Below are 16654 nucleotides of genomic sequence, written 5' to 3'. Positions count from 1 at the left end.
CGCGGTGGTTATCGTGCTTCGGGTACAGGCTTGGCTGCCGCTTCGGCGTCCTGTGTCGACTGACGGGTCGGATTGGCCGGCCATGCGTTGCGGTCCAGGTCCAGATCAGGGAACTGGCTGGAATCGAACACCGGCGTCTTGACCCCGGCCCGACGTTGCGCATCGTAGTCGTTCAAAATGCGCTTGACGACTTTGAACAGCATTGCGAGCGCGATCAGGTTGACGAACGCCAGCATGGTCATGGTGATGTCGGCGAACGCCAGTACATCTTTCAGGTCGACGACGGCACCCCACATGATCAATACCAGCACCGCGATACGGTAGATGATGATGGTCTGGATCTTCTCGCCAAACAGGAACCGCAGGCTGTTTTCGCCCAGGTAGTAGTTGTAGAGAATCGAGGTGAAGACGAACAGGGCCAACGCTACGCTGATGAAGATTCTGCCCCAGTCACCGACTACGGCTGCCAGCGAGTTCTGTGCCAGAACGATACCGTTGCCGTCGTAGCCGATGTCGTAGATACCGGACAGAAGAATCAGCAAGGCGGTGCAGGTGCAGATCACGAAGGTGTCGAGGAACACGCTGAACGCCTGAACCACGCCCTGCGCTACCGGGTGCTCGACGTGTGCCACGGCAGCCACGTTGGGCGCACTGCCCAGACCGGCTTCGTTGGCGAAGACGCCACGTTTGACGCCCATCACGATCGCGCTGCCGATCAGGCCGCCGAATACCGGATCAAGGCCGAAGGCGCTTCTGACGATGGTCATCAGCATGCCGGGAACGTGGTCGATCTGCAGGACGATGACGTAGATGGTGACCGCGATGTAGATCAGGGTCTTGACCGGAACCAGCAGGTCGGAAATAGCCGCGATACGCTTGATGCCACCAACGAAGGCCAGGCCCAGCAGTACGACCAGACAGATGCCGGTGGTTCGGGTGTCGACGTTGAACGCGCTTTTCAGCGAGTCGGTCACAGCGTGCGATTGCAGGCCGTTGAAGGCAAAACCGAAGGTCACCAGCAGCAGTACGGCCATGACCATGCCCAGCCAGCGTTTACCCAGACCGTGCTGGATGTAGAACGCCGGACCGCCACGGAACTGGCCTTCGGAATCCTTGCGCTTGTAGAGCTGAGCGAGGGAGCACTCGATGAAGCTGCTGGCCATGCCGACCAGTGCGGTCACCCACATCCAGAACACGGCACCCGGACCGCCGAGCGTCACGGCAATGCCGACGCCTGCGATGTTACCGGCACCGACGCGGCCCGCAAGGCTGAGCATCAGGGCCTGAAACGAACTCAACTGGCCCGCGCTGCTGCGCAGACTGTCGCGAAAAACCGAGAACATGTGGAAAAAGTGTCGAAACTGAACGAAACGCGAGCGGATCGTGAAGTAACTACCCAGGCCTACGATAAGTACGATCAGTACTTTACCGGAGAGAAAGTCGTTAATCATTTCCAGCATTTTTGTTATTCCTCGCTACTTTTGAGGGGGCGCACTATACCGGTGCAAAGTTTTTACGTCTGTAGTCGCTTTCTTGTACGGCTGATTCTTCATTCGCGACGATGAATGAATACTTTCACGGATGGCTCCGCAAAAGTGGTGTGCCGAAGGCTCTGGGTCCAGTGTCGGAGCCCTTTGCTGCGGGCAAAAAAAAGGGTCTGGAGAATCACTCCCAGACCCTCAAAAAATTGAGGGGTGTCTAGGCCCTCAATCTGGTGAGCAGGTTGCGCAGGTCATTCCCTGTCAGGCCTTCAAGGGGGCCAGACGGGGAGCGATCATGTTTTCCGGGCGCAGGATGTCGTCGAGCATGGCGTCGTCGAGCAGACCTTCCTCACGCACCAGTTCCAGCACGCCGCGGCCGGTTTCCAGCGCGATGCGGGCGATACGGGTGGAGTTTTCGTAACCGATGTAGGGGTTCAGGGCGGTGACCAGACCGATCGAATGCTCGACCAGCTCGCGGCAGCGCTGTTCGTTGGCGGTAATGCCGACGATGCAGTGCTCGCGCAGCATGTCCATGGCGCGCTGCAGCAGACGGATCGAGTCGAAGATCTTGTAGGCGATCAGCGGCTCCATCACGTTGAGCTGCAGTTGTCCGCCTTCGGCAGCCATGGTCAGCGACAGGTCGTTGCCGATGATTTCGAAAGCAACCTGATTGACCGCTTCCGGGATCACCGGGTTGACCTTGCCGGGCATGATCGAGCTGCCTGGCTGGCGTGCCGGCAGGTTGATTTCGTTGATGCCGGTGCGCGGGCCGCTGGACAGCAGGCGCAGGTCGTTGCAGATTTTCGACAGCTTGACCGCGGTACGTTTGAGCATGCCCGAGAACAGCACGAAGGCGCCCATGTCGGAGGTCGCTTCGATCAGATCGGCAGCAGGCACCAGAGGCTGACCGCTGATGAGCGCCAGACGATCGACCGCCAGCTTCTGATAGCCGGGGTCGGCGTTGATGCCAGTACCGATGGCGGTTCCGCCCAGGTTCACTTCGGTCAACAGCTCGGGTGCCAGGCTGCGAAGGCGGTTGAGGTCTTCAGTCAGAGTGGTGGCAAAGGCGCGGAACTCCTGACCCAGGGTCATTGGAACGGCGTCCTGCAACTGGGTGCGGCCCATCTTCAGCACATGGTTGAATTCTTCGCCCTTGGCGGCGAAGGCCTGAATCAGGCTGGACAGGCTGGCGAGCAGGGCGTCGTGACCCAGCAGCAGACCCAGACGAATCGCAGTGGGGTAGGCGTCGTTGGTCGACTGCGCCATGTTGACATCGTTGTTGGGGTGCAGGTGTTTGTATTCGCCTTTCTCGAAACCCATGGTTTCCAGAGCGATGTTGGCGATGACTTCGTTGGCATTCATGTTGGTGGAAGTGCCAGCGCCGCCCTGAATCATGTCGACCACGAACTGATCATGGAAGTCGCCGCGGATCAGGCGGGCGCAGGCCTCGCTGATCGCCGCATGCTTGGCGTCATTGAGGTGTCCGAGCTGATGGTTTGCATCTGCTGCCGCCTGCTTGACCATGGCCAGCGCGACTACCAGTTTCGGGTAGTGCGAAAGCGGCACGCCGGAGAGGTGAAAGTTGTTCACCGCTCGCAGGGTCTGGATGCCGTAATAAGCGTTGGCAGGTACTTCGAGAACACCAAGCAGGTCTTTTTCGATGCGCGATGATGCAGGCGAGGACATGATAAAAAAAGTCTCAAAAAGGCACGGACAATGCCGGAACGCCACGAATAGTGGGCTTGCCGTCTTCGATTGGCCAATGCTGTTAAACGCTGGCCTATGCAATAACGGCATAATCAGCGCGTGACCTGGATTCCGTTCAGTGCGTAAAGGGGGCAAAATGTCGCACCGGTGCGCTTCTTCGGTCACATTTGCTGCGCCGTCAGGGTATGTATCCGCCTCGCTTCGCCGGGCGTCCCACCAGGACGCTGCAAACTGGTGCCGCAGGGCACGCGCAATTGCCTGTCGAAGCCGTCATCCATTGTCCGGGAGGACCTGATGAATCTGGAAAGCAAATGGCTGGAGGATTTCAGCGCCCTGGCGGCCACTCGCAGCTTTTCTCAGGCCGCCGAGCGTCGCTTCGTGACTCAGCCGGCATTCAGCCGGCGTATTCGCAGTCTTGAGTCGGCATTGGGGCTGACACTGGTCAATCGCTCGCGTACACCCATCGAGTTGACCGCTGCCGGACAATTGTTTCTGGTCACGGCCCGTACCGTGGTCGAGCAACTGGGCGAAGTCGTGCGTCATCTGCATCACCTGGAAGGCGGGCAGGGCGAGGTCATGCAGGTGGCTGCGGCGCACTCTCTGGCACTGGGGTTCTTTCCGCGCTGGATCGCCCAATTGCGCAACGAAGGGCTGAACATTGCCACCCGGCTGGTGGCAACCAACGTCGGCGACGCGGTGCATGCGTTGCGCGAAGGTGGCTGTGATCTGATGCTGGCGTTCTACGATCCCGATGCCGCGCTGCAGATGGACGCCGAAATCTTTCCCTCGCTGCATTTGGGCCACACCGAGATGTTGCCGGTCTGTGCCGCCGATGCCGAGGGGCGGCCGTTATTCGATATGGAAGGCGAGGGCAGTGTGCCGCTGCTTGCCTATAGCGCCGGGGCTTTTCTCGGGCGGTCGGTGAACCTGTTGTTGCGTCAGCGCAATCTGCGCTTCACGACGGTTTACGAGACGGCAATGGCCGACAGCTTGAAAAGCATGGCGCTGGAAGGGTTGGGGATTGCCTGGGTGCCGCAACTGAGTGTGCGCGCCGAGCTGGCGCGTGGTGAACTGGTGGTGTGTGGCGGACCACAGTGGCATGTGCCGCTGGAGATCCGCCTGTACCGCTGCGCACTGGTGCGCAAGGCCAACGTGCGCCTGTTGTGGCGCAAGCTTGAAGGTGCGGCGGCGCCAGATTCCCGGTGACAAGCGCCGCTCCTGGCGATGCCGGAGAGCGACCCTGGTCTGCTCAGGGAAATCTGTTCAGATGATCAGCAATGATTTGCTTGTTGGCGTCGCTGTAGACATAGCAATTGGAGCGTATTTTTTCGTGGTTTTCGATGATATTCGTCTGACACCACCATCCCCCCTTCTAGATAACCTCTGCGGCCTCATGAGTGCCGCCGAGCATATGGCCCAGCTCGTGCGCGGGGATTGCGAATGTTTCCAGTGAGGCTATGCCTGTATAGCTTTTGTCGGTGCTGGCGCCCAGAGTCTTTGAGTTGATCCTGTTCTGAGTCAACAGCAGGTACTTGGTGGTCGCGTTGCGCTCCAGGCCGTTGTCGATGACATACCGATCCATCCTGTTTTTCCAGGCGTAATAGGTTTCGTCTACATCGTCGCTCTGATAAGCGAAGTCAGTAAGGCCCGGGACGTCGCGAATGAACGCCAATCGCACATAACGACCCGTGAAGCTTTCCAGATCTTTTATGAGCCAGGCGAAGTAGTCCTGGCGTAGTTCCTGGGTGCCGTGATGTGACGTGTCGTTGTGGAGAACCAGGTACAGGGTCAACGGTTGCCTGGAGGCGCTATTGTTGGCCCATGCCGCATGCCGCATGCCGCGTGGCTCAGCGCCAGCGCGCATAGCAGCAGACAGCTTGTATATTTCTTGATCATCGCACTCATCCTTGAGTAGGTGGATTGTGGCCGGCCGTGTGTAGCCCGGTGCCGGAGATCTAATAGCAACTGGCGTTGACAGGAAATCAGGATCGACATCTATCGCAGTAGCCCTTGTTTGATTAGTGTGCAGTACAAGTGCCGATTCTCTGCCGGGTTTTTCCGTGCTGCCTTCCGCTATAAAAACCTGGACGGTTGAGCGTATGGGGGCTGTCATCCTGGCGCTTTGCGGTATACTGCGCGGCCTTTGGCCGGTTAAACCGGTCATTATTCGTACAACAAGCCACGCCGGTTCCCCCGCGTGGCTTGTTGTTTTCAGACGCGCCTGCGGGCGCCCGATGAGAGGCTCGACGATGAGCGCACTGGTTGGCGTGATCATGGGCTCCAAGTCCGATTGGTCCACCCTTAGCCACACCGCCGATATGCTGGAAAAGCTCGGCATCCCTTTTGAAGTCAAGGTGGTGTCAGCGCACCGCACACCGGATCTGCTGTTCCAGTACGCCGACGAAGCGGAAGGCCGTGGCATTGAAGTGATCATCGCCGGTGCTGGTGGTGCCGCTCACTTGCCGGGCATGTGCGCTGCCAAGACCCACCTGCCTGTGTTGGGCGTTCCGGTGCAGTCTTCAATGCTCTCGGGTGTCGACTCGCTGTTGTCGATCGTGCAGATGCCGGCCGGTATCCCGGTCGCGACCCTGGCGATCGGCAAGGCGGGTGCAATCAACGCAGCGCTGCTTTCAGCGAGCATCCTCGGCGCAAAGCACCCGCAATTCCACGCAGCGCTGAAGAAATTTCGCACTGAACAGACAGACAGCGTCCTGGACAATCCAGACCCACGCCACGCCTGAGGTTTTTCCATGAAGATCGGTGTAATCGGTGGCGGCCAGCTGGGCCGCATGTTGGCATTGGCAGGTACGCCGCTGGGCATGAACTTCGCCTTTCTCGATCCTGCGCCGGACGCCTGTGCTGCGGCACTTGGCGAGCATCTGCGTGCCGATTACGGCGATCTGGATCATCTGCGTCAGTTGGCGGATGAAGTCGATCTGGTGACCTTCGAGTTTGAAAGCGTTCCGGCCGAGACCGTGGCGTTTCTGTCACAGTTCGTACCGGTCTATCCGAGCGCCGAAGCGTTGCGCATTGCGCGTGACCGCTGGTTCGAAAAGAGCATGTTCAAGGACCTGGGCATCCCGACGCCGGCATTCGCCGATATCCAGTCGCAGGCCGACCTGGATGCTGCAGTAGCCAGCATCGGTCTGCCTGCCGTGCTGAAAACCCGCACCCTGGGTTATGACGGCAAGGGCCAGAAGGTCCTGCGTTCGGCAGCCGATGTGGTCGACACATTCGCCGAGCTGGGCAGCGTGCCGTGCCTGCTGGAAGGCTTCGTACCGTTCAGCGGTGAAGTGTCGTTGATTGCCGTGCGCGCGCGTGATGGCGAGACCCGGTTCTACCCGCTGGTGCACAACACGCATGACAGCGGCATCCTGCGTCTGTCCATCGCCAGCACTGATCATCCTTTGCAGGCACTGGCCGAAGACTACGCCGGCCGCGTCCTGAAGCAGCTGGATTACGTGGGCGTGCTGGCATTCGAATTCTTTGAGGTCGACGGTGGCCTGAAAGCCAACGAGATTGCGCCGCGCGTCCACAACTCCGGTCACTGGACCACCGAAGGCGCCGAGTGCAGCCAGTTCGAAAATCACCTGCGGGCGGTTGCCGGTCTGCCGCTGGGCTCTACAGCCAAGGTCGGTGAAAGCGCCATGCTCAACTTCATCGGTGAAGTACCCGCAGTGGACAAGGTCATCGCTGTCGAAGACTGCCACCTGCATCACTACGGCAAGGCGTTCAAGGCTGGCCGCAAGGTCGGACACGCCACGGTTCGCAGCGCTGACCGCGCAACGCTGGATCGTCAGGTGAAGTTGGTAGAAGCGCTGATCAAAGGCTGATCAGACCCACGGCTAGCGTGCCGATGCTCCGCGTTGGCACGCAGTTTCAGGACACTCCGCGTCCTTTTGCGACGCGGAGCGTCGAGAACTGCATTCCCACGCAGAGCTTGCGGAACGAGCGTTTCTAACTGTCGTGCCGATGCGTCGCGTTGAAGCACTGTTCGAGACGCCTAGCCTCCGTTCAGGTAGGTTCAGCCCCGTCATTCATGAAGAATTCTCCACCCCGAAGCAAACTGGCCATTGCGCCGGAACCATTCCCTCTCGTCGTTCTCAGATAGCAGTAGGTCGGGGCTGCTGTCAGCCCGGGCGTATTCACTTAATACAGAGGGAAATGGCATGGGTATCATTGGAACCATCTTTATCGGCCTGATCGTTGGTCTGTTGGCTCGCTTTCTGAAGCCGGGCGACGACAGCATGGGCTGGATCATGACCATCGTGCTGGGTATCGCCGGTTCGCTTGCAGCCACTTATGGTGGTCAGGCGCTGGGTATCTATCAGGCAGGCGAGGGTGCAGGTTTCCTCGGCGCGCTGGTAGGTGCAATCATCCTGCTGGTTATCTACGGCATGATCAAAAAGAAATAACGCTTAGGCGTCAGCCCTCTGTTTTACAGTGCGCAGAGGGCTAGAATGCTCGGCAACTTTCCACCCCTTTGCCGAGCTTTATCATGCGTCGCTTCCTGTTGATGACTCTTCTGCTGTTATCCGCGCTCTGCGGTCCCGCATACGCCCAGTTGCCGGAAACCGACTGGCTTGAGCTGATGCCCAAGTCCGATCAAAAAGCCCTCGAAGCCATGCCCGAGATTGACCACAATTCTCCGGAAGCCATGGGCACGTTCGACAGCAAGGGTGGACTGAAGCAGAGCAAGGGTTTGCCTGCAGTCATGTATTCGACCAAAACCGTCCCGGCAATGAACGGCAAGACGATTCGTCTTGGCGGCTACCCTGTGCCTCTCGAAACCGACGCCAAGGGTCGCAGCACGCTGTTCTTCATCGTGCCTTATCCAGGCGCCTGCATTCACGTTCCACCACCGCCGCCTAACCAACTGGTGCTGGTGCGTTACCCCAAGGGTCTGAAACTGGATGATATCTACACACCACTGTGGGTAGAAGGCACCCTGAAAATCGAGAAGGTCAGTAACGACCTTGCCGATGCTGCGTATGCGATGGATGCGTCAAAGGTCCGCGTGGTGGTTGAGTCGGACCTTTGATGGGCTTGATCAATTACTGATCAGAGCGCCTCGCTCCAGATACTCACTCCCAGAACATGCATCTGGTCCGGTGCCAGGGTGACCACGTCGTCCAGCACGTTGGCGGTTTCGACGCAGACCATGCGCTGCCAGCCGTCTGCTGCCATGTCGGTGAACTTGCCGGTCTTCTCGATCCACGGGTTCCATAGGATGGCTGAGTTCGAGCCCGTGCTGCGGATGTGGATGCGTCGCTGCCACTGCGGGTCAACGATGCTGAGCACGCCTGGTGTGTCCTTGTAGATGCGGTCGGTTTCGCCTGTGAAGGTCAGGTCGCCGGTCTGCTCGCGTTCTTCCCAGTTTGCCAGGGTTTCGATGTAACGCAGGCCGTCGAGCCCTTCGACGCTGACCTGACGTACATCGCTGACTGCGAAATAGGTATGCAGCGCCTGGCTGATCACCACAGGCTCAGTGCCACAGTTGTAGCTGACCAGACTGACATTCAGTGCGTGGTCCAGACGAATGCTCAGTTTCAGGGCGACATTGTGCGGCCAGCCCGGCAAGTGGCCTTCGGCCTCGGGAAGGACGAACTCCACCAGCAGTGCATCGCCATCTGCGCCGATACCCAGCAACTGCCAATCGAGCGCTCGCACTTCGCCATGTGCCTTGGCAGGTTCGCTGCTGTCGCGCATGGCCTGCACGCTTTGCGGGTTGCGCTCCAGATTGCCGAACCACGGCCAGCAGATCGGCATGCCTGCACGAATGGGTTTGCCGCGCTTGAAAACGGCCTCTTCGTTCAGCCACACCAGCGGCTGCTGCCCGGCCACTTGATAGCTGAGGATGTGTGCGCCTTGTTGCGCAACCAGCAGCTCTGCTTCGCCGTGGCAAATACGCCAGCAGTTCAGCTCATCGTAAAGGATGGATTCAACGGTGGGTTCAACCGGGGATGTTGGCATGCAAAGTTCTCACTCAATGACCGTGACGAAAATAGACCGCTTCATGCAGGGCGAGTTTAACCGGGCAGCCAACCTGGAGCCGAGCGACAATTTACCGTCGCGCGGGAACCGAGCGCGTCCGGCCGCTGGCATCTATGGCCACGAATACGAACGCGGCCTCGGTGACCTTGCGCCATTCGCTGGTGAGCGGGTCGTCGCTCCACACTTCGACCATCATCTTGATCGAGGTGCGTCCGACTTCCAGGGTGCGGGTATAGAAGGAAAGCTGTTCGCCGACCGCGACCGGGACCAGAAATGCCATGCGATCAATGGCGACGGTCGCCACGCGGCCACCCGCGACTTTGCTGGCCATAGCTGTGCCTGCCAGGTCCATCTGGGACACCAGCCAGCCACCAAAGATGTCACCAAAGCCATTGGTTTCGCGGGGAAGGGCGGTGATTTGCAGTGCAAGGTCGCCTTGCGGGATTGGATCTTCTTGTTCGAGCTCGATCATGCCTAGGGTGCCTCTGACCCATGACTCTCATTATTGTATGTCGCGGTTAACAGGTGCCATTCAAAACCATGAGCATGAACATTATGTGTTCAGCGCCGGTGTGGCCCAAAGGGAAACTCTGCGAAACCCGCTGATTCAGACGTTTTCGCACAACTTCCCAAGGCTGTTGACGACTTGCGAGTATATCGGGCGTTGCGTCATAGAACGACCGTGGGTCTTCATTTTGTGTCAGTGGCAGTTCTGCCATGTGTTTTTTGTAGCAATTTGCTATCTTGCTGGACCTCTACAGGTGACAAGACTGCCTGTACACGCAATTTTGGTGCCTATCTGCGCCGTTGCTCCCGACAATCGCTTCTGCACGGCACCCCGCAGCAGCCAGCGTTGCTGTCGCTCGCCCCTTTTCAAAGAACACGTAAAGAGAAGCCTTGTCATGTCATCTGTTCCTCCAAGTTCCACGCAGCCTGCGCGGCCTTTGACTCGCAGCGATTACAAAACCCTTTCGCTGTCGGCCCTGGGTGGCGCGCTGGAGTTCTACGACTTCATCATTTTCGTGTTTTTCGCGGCGGTGGTCGGCAAACTGTTTTTCCCGGTGGACATGCCCGACTGGCTGCGCATGATGCAGACGTTCGGCATTTTCGCCGCCGGTTATCTGGCGAGACCCCTGGGCGGCATTATCATGGCGCACTTCGGCGATCTGCTGGGGCGCAAGAAAATGTTCACGCTGAGCATTTTCATGATGGCGGTGCCGACCCTGATCATGGGTCTGCTGCCGACCTACGCACAGATCGGCATGTGGGCGCCGATTCTGCTGTTGTTGATGCGCGTCATTCAAGGTGCCGCCATCGGCGGTGAAGTGCCTGGCGCCTGGGTCTTCGTGTCCGAGCATGTGCCTGCACGGCGTGTCGGGTATGCCTGCGGCACCCTGACCGCGGGCCTGACCGCGGGCATCCTGCTGGGCTCGCTGGTCGCCACGGCGATCAACAGCATCTATACCCCCGTCGAGGTATCGGATTACGCATGGCGTATCCCTTTCCTGCTGGGTGGCGTGTTCGGTCTGATGTCGGTGTATCTGCGTCGCCTGCTGCATGAAACGCCGGTGTTTGCCGAGCTGCAACTGCGCAAGGCACTGGCCGAAGAGGTGCCGCTCAAGGCGGTACTGCGTGATCATCGTGGCGCCGTTGCGCTGTCGATGTTGATGACCTGGTTGCTGTCTGCCGGCATCATCGTCGTGATCCTGATGACACCGACCATCCTGCAAACCATCTATGGCTTTCCGGCCGCTACCGCGCTGAAAGCCAACAGCCTGGCGATTGTCTTCCTGAGCGTGGGTTGCATCGCTGCGGGCGCGCTGGCGGATCGTTTCGGCGCAGGCTGGGTGTTTCTGCTGGGCAGCGCAGGTTTGCTGGTCAGTTCCTGGACGTTCTATCACATCCTCGGCAGCCATCCGGAAGTGCTGTTCCCGCTGTATGCCGTGACGGGCCTGTTCGTCGGTACGATCGGCGCGGTTCCTTACGTCATGGTCAAGGCATTCCCGCCTGTGGTGCGCTTCTCGGGGCTGTCGTTCTCCTACAACCTGGCGTACGCGATCTTCGGCGGTCTGACGCCGATGGTCGTGACCTTCATGCTCAAGAGCAGTCCGATGGGGCCGGCGTGGTATGTCGCGATCCTCTGCGGTCTGGGCATGGCCATCGGTGTGTTTTTGCTGAGCCGAAAGCGCTGATCATCAGCCGCTGCTGAATCGCTCGGGCACCGCTACAGCCAAAGGCTATCTACCTGCATAGGTCGATAGCCTTTTCATCTTATTGTCATAATCAATTCATAGAGTAGTCATAAGACTGGCCCAAAAAGGCTCGTGGACACCTACACACCCTGCCAGGAGCGCAAGGATGACACTCAAGCGTTTGATGACTGCACTGACATTGGTTGCCGCCGGAGTGACGGCAGCCAATACGCTGGCTGCGGTCGACCCTGCCATCCAGGCCTATACCAGGACCTCCGGTGTGTCGGGCAATCTCTCCAGTGTCGGCTCCGATACCCTGGCAAATCTGATGACCCTGTGGGCCGAGGCCTACAAGAAAGAATACCCGAGCGTGAACATCCAGATTCAAGCGGCCGGCTCCTCCACGGCGCCACCCGCGCTGACCGAGGGCACGGCCAATCTGGGCCCGATGAGCCGCAGGATGAAGGACGGCGAGCTGTCGGCTTTCGAGCAGAAGCATGGCTACAAGCCCACTGCCATCCCGGTCGCGGTGGATGCTTTGGCGGTTTTTGTGCACAAGGACAACCCGATCAAGGGCCTGACCCTGCAGCAAGTGGACGCGATCTTTTCCGCGACCCGCCTGTGCGGCGCTAGGGCAGATGCGAAAACCTGGGGTGATGTCGGCGTGACCGGCGATCTGGCAGGGAAACCGATCCAGTTGTTCGGTCGTAACTCAGTGTCGGGTACCTACGGTTATTTCAAGGAAGAAGCGCTGTGCAAAGGCGACTTCAAGGCCAACGTCAACGAGCAGCCCGGCTCTGCTTCGGTGGTCAGCGCGATCAGCAATTCGCTTAACGGCATCGGTTATTCGGGCATCGGTTACAAGACATCCAACGTCAGAACTGTGCCGCTGGCGAAGAAGGAAGGGGGCGAGTTTGTCGAAGACAGCGAAGCCAATACCCTGAACGGCAGTTATCCCCTGTCGCGCTTCCTTTATGTCTACGTGAACAAGGCGCCGAACCAGCCCTTGGCGCCGCTGGAGGCCGAGTTTGTAAAACTGGTGCTGTCGAGACAGGGCCAGGAAGTGGTGATGAAGGACGGTTACATCCCGCTGCCCGCCCGTGTCGTCGAGAAGACGCTGGCCGATCTTGGCCTGCAGGGCGCGGGCGGCGTGGCGGTAAAGTAGTCACGTACGCGTTGGAGCGGGGCTCAATGGACTGGCCTGCATACAAATTGAACAGTCCGCCGCCGGTTTCGCAGGCAGCGGGCTTTCTTGCGTCACCTTGCTGTAATGTTTCTGTCATACAAGGCGTCTACGGTGTGTGCGCATGAATGAGCTGTTCAAATCGACGATGGACCAGAGCTCGCCTCCAGCGCGTATTGATTTCAATACGCCCGCGATGGTGCGCAAGCGTCGTGTCCGTGCGTTTACCGACCGGCTCACTCACTGGTACGTCGCCATTGGCGGCCTTGCCGTGCTGGCTGCCATTACGCTGATCTTTTTCTACCTGGCCTATGTCGTTGCGCCGCTCTTCAAAGGCGCCAGCCTGACCGCCGAACCTGCGCTGAATACCGCCTGGCTGCAGGATGCCGGCGCTCCGCTGATGATTACCATCGAAGAGCAGAACCAAATCGGCATGCGCATTTCCGACAAGGGCGAAGTGGTTTTTTTCAACAGCGAGGACGGCGCAGAGCTGCGGCGCATTGCCTTGCCGCTCCCTGCGGGCGTGTCCGTTGCGTCCATCGGCAAGGATCAGCCCGGCGCGCCCTTGATAGCCCTTGGTTTGTCCAACGGTCAGGTGCTGGTGTTCAGGCATTCTTACCTGACGACCTACCCGAACGATCAGAAAACCATCACCCCGAGCGTGGCCTGGCCTTACGGCGAAGCGCCCCTGGTACTGGATGAGGCCGGGCGTGCGGTCGAGCATGTCACCGTCAGTGCCGATGGCGACAGCCTGAAGCTGGCAGGGTCTACCGGCACTCAGTTGCATGTCATCTCGCTCGAACAGAAAGAAAACATGATGACCGGCGAGATGACCCGCGAGCAGACGCGTGTCGAGTTGCCGCAGATGTCCGCAGCGGTCAAGGCGATCTACATCGACCCGCGTCAGCAATGGTTGTATGTCATCAACGGGCGCGCGCAGGCGGATGTGTTCAGCCTGCGCGATCGCAGCCTCAATGGCCGCTATAAATTGCTGGAAGACGGCAACGCCGAGATCACGGCGAGCGCTCAACTGGTCGGCGGCATTTCGCTGATCATCGGCAACTCGAAGGGCAGTATGTCCCAGTGGTTCATGGCCCGGGACACTGACGGTGAGCAGCGCCTGATGCGCATCCGCGATTTCAGCCTGGGCAGCGCACCGATCGCGCAGATCAAGGCCGAGCAGCGCCGCAAGGGGTTCATCGCTCTGGATGCTTCCGGCAAGCTGGGCGTATTTCACAGCACAGCGCACCGCACCCTGCTGATCGACAAGGTCGCCGAGGGGCCCGGTATTCTGGCGTTATCGCCACGCGCCAACCGGATTCTGATTGAAAGCGCTGGCAAGCTGCTGCCGCTGACGCTGGACAACCCGCACCCGGAAGTCTCCTGGAGTTCGCTGTGGGGCAAGGTCTGGTACGAGAATTACGATGAACCCAAGTACATCTGGCAGTCCACGGCGTCCAACTCCGACTTCGAGCCCAAGCTGAGCCTGGCGCCGTTGACCTACGGCACGCTGAAAGCGGCGTTCTACGCCATGCTGCTGGCCGCGCCGCTGGCCGTGGCTGCCGCGATCTACACCGCCTACTTCATGGCCCCGGGCATGCGCCGCAAGGTCAAGCCGGTGATCGAATTGATGGAAGCGATGCCGACGGTGATTCTCGGCTTTTTTGCCGGATTGTTTCTGGCCCCGTATCTGGAAGGGCATCTGCCCGGCATCTTCAGCCTGTTGCTGCTTACGCCGATCGGCATTTTGCTGGTGGGCTTTTTCTGGACCCGCCTGCCTGATTCGTTTCGCTTGCGTATTCCCGATGGCTGGGAAGGCGCGATTCTGATTCCGGTCGTGCTATTGGTGGGCTGGTTTTCACTGAGCATGAGCCCGCATCTGGAGAACTGGTTCTTCGCGGGTGACATGAGCACCTGGATTCGTGACCACCTGGGTATCACCTACGATCAGCGCAATGCACTGGTAGTCGGCATCGCCATGGGATTCGCGGTGATCCCCAACATTTATTCGATTGCCGAAGACGCCGTGTTCAGCGTGCCGCGCAGCCTGACGCTGGGTTCGCTGGCACTGGGCGCGACGCCGTGGCAGACCCTGACGCGGGTGGTGATCCTGACCGCCAGCCCCGGCATCTTTTCCGCCTTGATGATCGGCATGGGCCGGGCCGTGGGGGAAACCATGATTGTGCTGATGGCGACCGGTAACACGCCGATCATGGACATGAACCTGTTTGAAGGCATGCGTACGCTGGCGGCCAATGTCGCGGTGGAGATGCCGGAGTCGGAAGTGGGCGGCAGCCATTATCGGGTGCTGTTTCTCGCGGCGTTGGTGCTGTTGATGTTCACCTTCGTGATGAACACCCTCGCAGAGCTGATTCGTCAGCGTCTGCGCAAGCAATACTCGTCGCTGTAAGGAAGGTAGGCGTTGGTGAAGCGGAACTCCCTCAGGAACTGGTTCAAAAGTGGCGCCCCCGGCGTCTGGATGAGTGCGGGTGCCGTATCCATCGCTGTGATCATGACCATCGGCCTGTTGGCGGTGATCGCCGTGCGTGGCCTTGGGCATTTCTGGCCCGCCGATCTGGTGAGCGCGCAGTACGCGGTGCCCAATCAGGAATCGAGCGTTCTGGTCGGCGAGCGGGTCGAGCAGGAGCAAGTACCTCGTGCGCGCCTGAAAAGCGCGGGCCTGCCGGTGCCTGATCAAGGGCCGGAATTCATGACCCGCGAGCTGTTCAAGGTCGGCAATCGCGATCTCAACCCCAGTGACTTCAACTGGGTGGTAGGCGAATGGCTGACCGGGCAGAGCCGGCCTGCAGACCTGATGACGCTGGAGCGTCGCGAGTGGGGCAATTTCTACGGCTATCTGGTCAACGTCAAGGAAGACGGGCGTGTCGTGGCCGAAGGCGAGGCGGCATGGCCAGTCCTGCAAGAGCGCATCAAACGCGTCGAAAAGCTGGCTGACGAGCTCTACAGCCTGGAAAAGAAAGACATTGGTGCCATCAATCACGGTATCGAGCGCCTGCGCCTGCAGGCCCGCAAGCTGGAACTCGATGGCCGACTGGATGCCGCCGCGCAAGCGGACATGGCTGCCGAGCGGGCCGAGCTGGATGCGCGTTACAAGGTGATCGAGGCGCGCCTTGACGGGCTGCACCAGGCCTTTGATCGCGACAGCCTGACCGCACGCGATGGCAACGGTAAAGAGATCGAGCTCAGCCTGGGCAAAGTGGTGCGTGCCTATCAGCCCAATGCGATGGGCACGGTGACCAAGCTTGGCTTCTACTTCGAGAAACTGTGGGAGTTTCTCAGCGCCGACCCACGCGAAGCCAACACCGAGGGCGGTATCTTCCCGGCGATCTTCGGCACGGTGATGATGACCCTGATCATGGCCGTGATTGTCACGCCGTTCGGTGTGCTGGCGGCGGTCTACCTGCGTGAGTATGCGCGCCAGGGGCCGGTTACCCGGTTGATTCGCATCGCTGTGAACAACCTTGCCGGTGTGCCTGCGATTGTCTACGGCGTGTTTGGCCTGGGATTCTTCGTCTATGTGCTGGGCGGCTCGGTGGATCGGCTGTTCTTTCCTGAAGCGCTGCCGGCCCCGAAGTTCGGTACGCCGGGCCTGTTATGGGCCTCGCTGACCCTGGCACTGCTTGCCGTGCCGGTGGTGATCGTCGCGACGGAAGAAGGGCTGGCGCGCATTCCGCTGACCCTGCGTGAAGGTTCGCTGGCACTGGGTGCAACCAAGGCCGAGACGCTGTGGAAAATCGTACTGCCAATGGCCAGCCCGGCGATGATGACCGGGTTGATCCTCGCGGTGGCGCGTGCCGCCGGGGAAGTTGCGCCCTTGATGCTGGTGGGCGTCGTCAAGCTGGCGCCGTCGCTGCCGCTGGACGGCAACTATCCTTATCTGCACCTCGATCAGAAGATCATGCACCTGGGTTTCCACATTTACGACGTCGGCTTCCAGAGCCCCAACGTCGAGGCCGCACGCCCGCTGGTGTATGCCACCGCGCTGCTGCTGGTGCTGGTCATCGCCTTGCTCAATCTGTCGGCGGTGAGCATCCGTAACCATTTGCGGGAAAAGTACAAGGCGCTCGACAATTGAT

The 16654-nt window shown here is 59.7% G+C and carries 14 protein-coding genes; 9 read left to right on the top strand and 5 right to left on the bottom strand.

Features of this window, described 5'->3' with window-relative positions; genetic code table 11:
* Window positions 1–8: 8 nt before the first annotated feature.
* On the bottom strand, window positions 9–1460 hold the full coding sequence (locus PCPL58_RS27915) for an alanine/glycine:cation symporter family protein (protein ID WP_003367965.1): 1452 nt from the start codon (window positions 1458–1460) through the stop codon (window positions 9–11).
* Between the two features lie 282 nt (window positions 1461–1742).
* Window positions 1743–3167 carry an aspartate ammonia-lyase gene (aspA, locus tag PCPL58_RS27910; protein ID WP_003432831.1) on the bottom strand — a complete coding sequence of 475 codons (1425 nt, stop codon included), beginning with the start codon at window positions 3165–3167 and terminating at the stop codon, window positions 1743–1745.
* 315 nt (window positions 3168–3482) lie between these two features.
* On the opposite strand from aspA, the gene PCPL58_RS27905 reads away from it, so the two are divergent.
* A complete protein-coding gene (locus tag PCPL58_RS27905; protein WP_003367967.1) occupies window positions 3483–4394 on the top strand; it encodes a LysR substrate-binding domain-containing protein in 912 nt (303 codons plus the stop codon).
* Between the two features lie 166 nt (window positions 4395–4560).
* Here the strand turns inward: PCPL58_RS27905 and PCPL58_RS27900 are convergent, their stop codons facing one another.
* On the bottom strand, window positions 4561–5052 hold the full coding sequence (locus PCPL58_RS27900; protein WP_232002868.1) for a zinc metalloprotease: 492 nt from the start codon (window positions 5050–5052) through the stop codon (window positions 4561–4563).
* Between the two features lie 385 nt (window positions 5053–5437).
* Here PCPL58_RS27900 and purE point away from each other — a divergent pair, with 385 nt between their 5' ends.
* The 4 genes from purE (at window position 5438) to PCPL58_RS27880 (ending at window position 8229) form a co-directional block, all read left to right on the top strand.
* A complete protein-coding gene (gene purE, locus PCPL58_RS27895) occupies window positions 5438–5929 on the top strand; it encodes a 5-(carboxyamino)imidazole ribonucleotide mutase (protein ID WP_003340324.1) in 492 nt (163 codons plus the stop codon).
* 9 nt (window positions 5930–5938) lie between these two features.
* On the top strand, window positions 5939–7021 hold the full coding sequence (locus PCPL58_RS27890) for a 5-(carboxyamino)imidazole ribonucleotide synthase (RefSeq protein WP_003349746.1): 1083 nt from the start codon (window positions 5939–5941) through the stop codon (window positions 7019–7021).
* A gap of 336 nt (window positions 7022–7357) precedes the next feature.
* Complete coding sequence (locus tag PCPL58_RS27885) at window positions 7358–7603, top strand: GlsB/YeaQ/YmgE family stress response membrane protein (protein WP_002555896.1); 246 nt, start codon at window positions 7358–7360, stop codon at window positions 7601–7603.
* An 83-nt stretch (window positions 7604–7686) separates the two neighbouring features.
* The gene (locus PCPL58_RS27880; protein WP_003367971.1) at window positions 7687–8229 is read left to right on the top strand and encodes a DUF3299 domain-containing protein; all 543 of its coding nucleotides are present in this window, start codon (window positions 7687–7689) and stop codon (window positions 8227–8229) included.
* Between the two features lie 20 nt (window positions 8230–8249).
* Here the strand turns inward: PCPL58_RS27880 and PCPL58_RS27875 are convergent, their stop codons facing one another.
* Together PCPL58_RS27875 and PCPL58_RS27870 are read right to left on the bottom strand one after the other, a co-directional pair.
* Window positions 8250–9161: a D-hexose-6-phosphate mutarotase gene (locus tag PCPL58_RS27875; RefSeq protein WP_003432833.1), complete on the bottom strand. Its 912-nt coding sequence runs from the start codon at window positions 9159–9161 to the stop codon at window positions 8250–8252.
* Between the two features lie 91 nt (window positions 9162–9252).
* Window positions 9253–9654 carry an acyl-CoA thioesterase gene (locus PCPL58_RS27870; protein ID WP_065350930.1) on the bottom strand — a complete coding sequence of 134 codons (402 nt, stop codon included), beginning with the start codon at window positions 9652–9654 and terminating at the stop codon, window positions 9253–9255.
* A gap of 430 nt (window positions 9655–10084) precedes the next feature.
* On the opposite strand from PCPL58_RS27870, the gene PCPL58_RS27865 reads away from it, so the two are divergent.
* The 4 genes from PCPL58_RS27865 to pstA all read left to right on the top strand — a co-directional run bounded on the left by PCPL58_RS27865 (window position 10085) and on the right by pstA (window position 16653).
* Window positions 10085–11374 (top strand): MFS transporter, encoded by a 1290-nt coding sequence (locus PCPL58_RS27865; RefSeq protein WP_003432834.1) that lies wholly within the window; start codon window positions 10085–10087, stop codon window positions 11372–11374.
* Between the two features lie 166 nt (window positions 11375–11540).
* Complete coding sequence (locus PCPL58_RS27860) at window positions 11541–12539, top strand: phosphate ABC transporter substrate-binding protein PstS (RefSeq protein WP_003367977.1); 999 nt, start codon at window positions 11541–11543, stop codon at window positions 12537–12539.
* 142 nt (window positions 12540–12681) lie between these two features.
* Window positions 12682–14967, top strand: a complete 2286-nt coding sequence (locus tag PCPL58_RS27855) for an ABC transporter permease subunit (protein ID WP_054082249.1) — start codon at window positions 12682–12684, stop codon at window positions 14965–14967.
* A gap of 69 nt (window positions 14968–15036) precedes the next feature.
* The gene (gene pstA, locus PCPL58_RS27850; RefSeq protein ID WP_173926094.1) at window positions 15037–16653 is read left to right on the top strand and encodes a phosphate ABC transporter permease PstA; all 1617 of its coding nucleotides are present in this window, start codon (window positions 15037–15039) and stop codon (window positions 16651–16653) included.
* Window position 16654 lies beyond the last annotated feature (1 nt).

Origin of the sequence: Pseudomonas cerasi (assembly GCF_900074915.1) — a bacterium.
In the GTDB taxonomy this organism is placed as follows: domain Bacteria; phylum Pseudomonadota; class Gammaproteobacteria; order Pseudomonadales; family Pseudomonadaceae; genus Aquipseudomonas; species Aquipseudomonas cerasi.
Note: the sequence above shows the minus strand (reverse complement) of the source record. Positions and strands in the feature narration are given on the sequence as shown.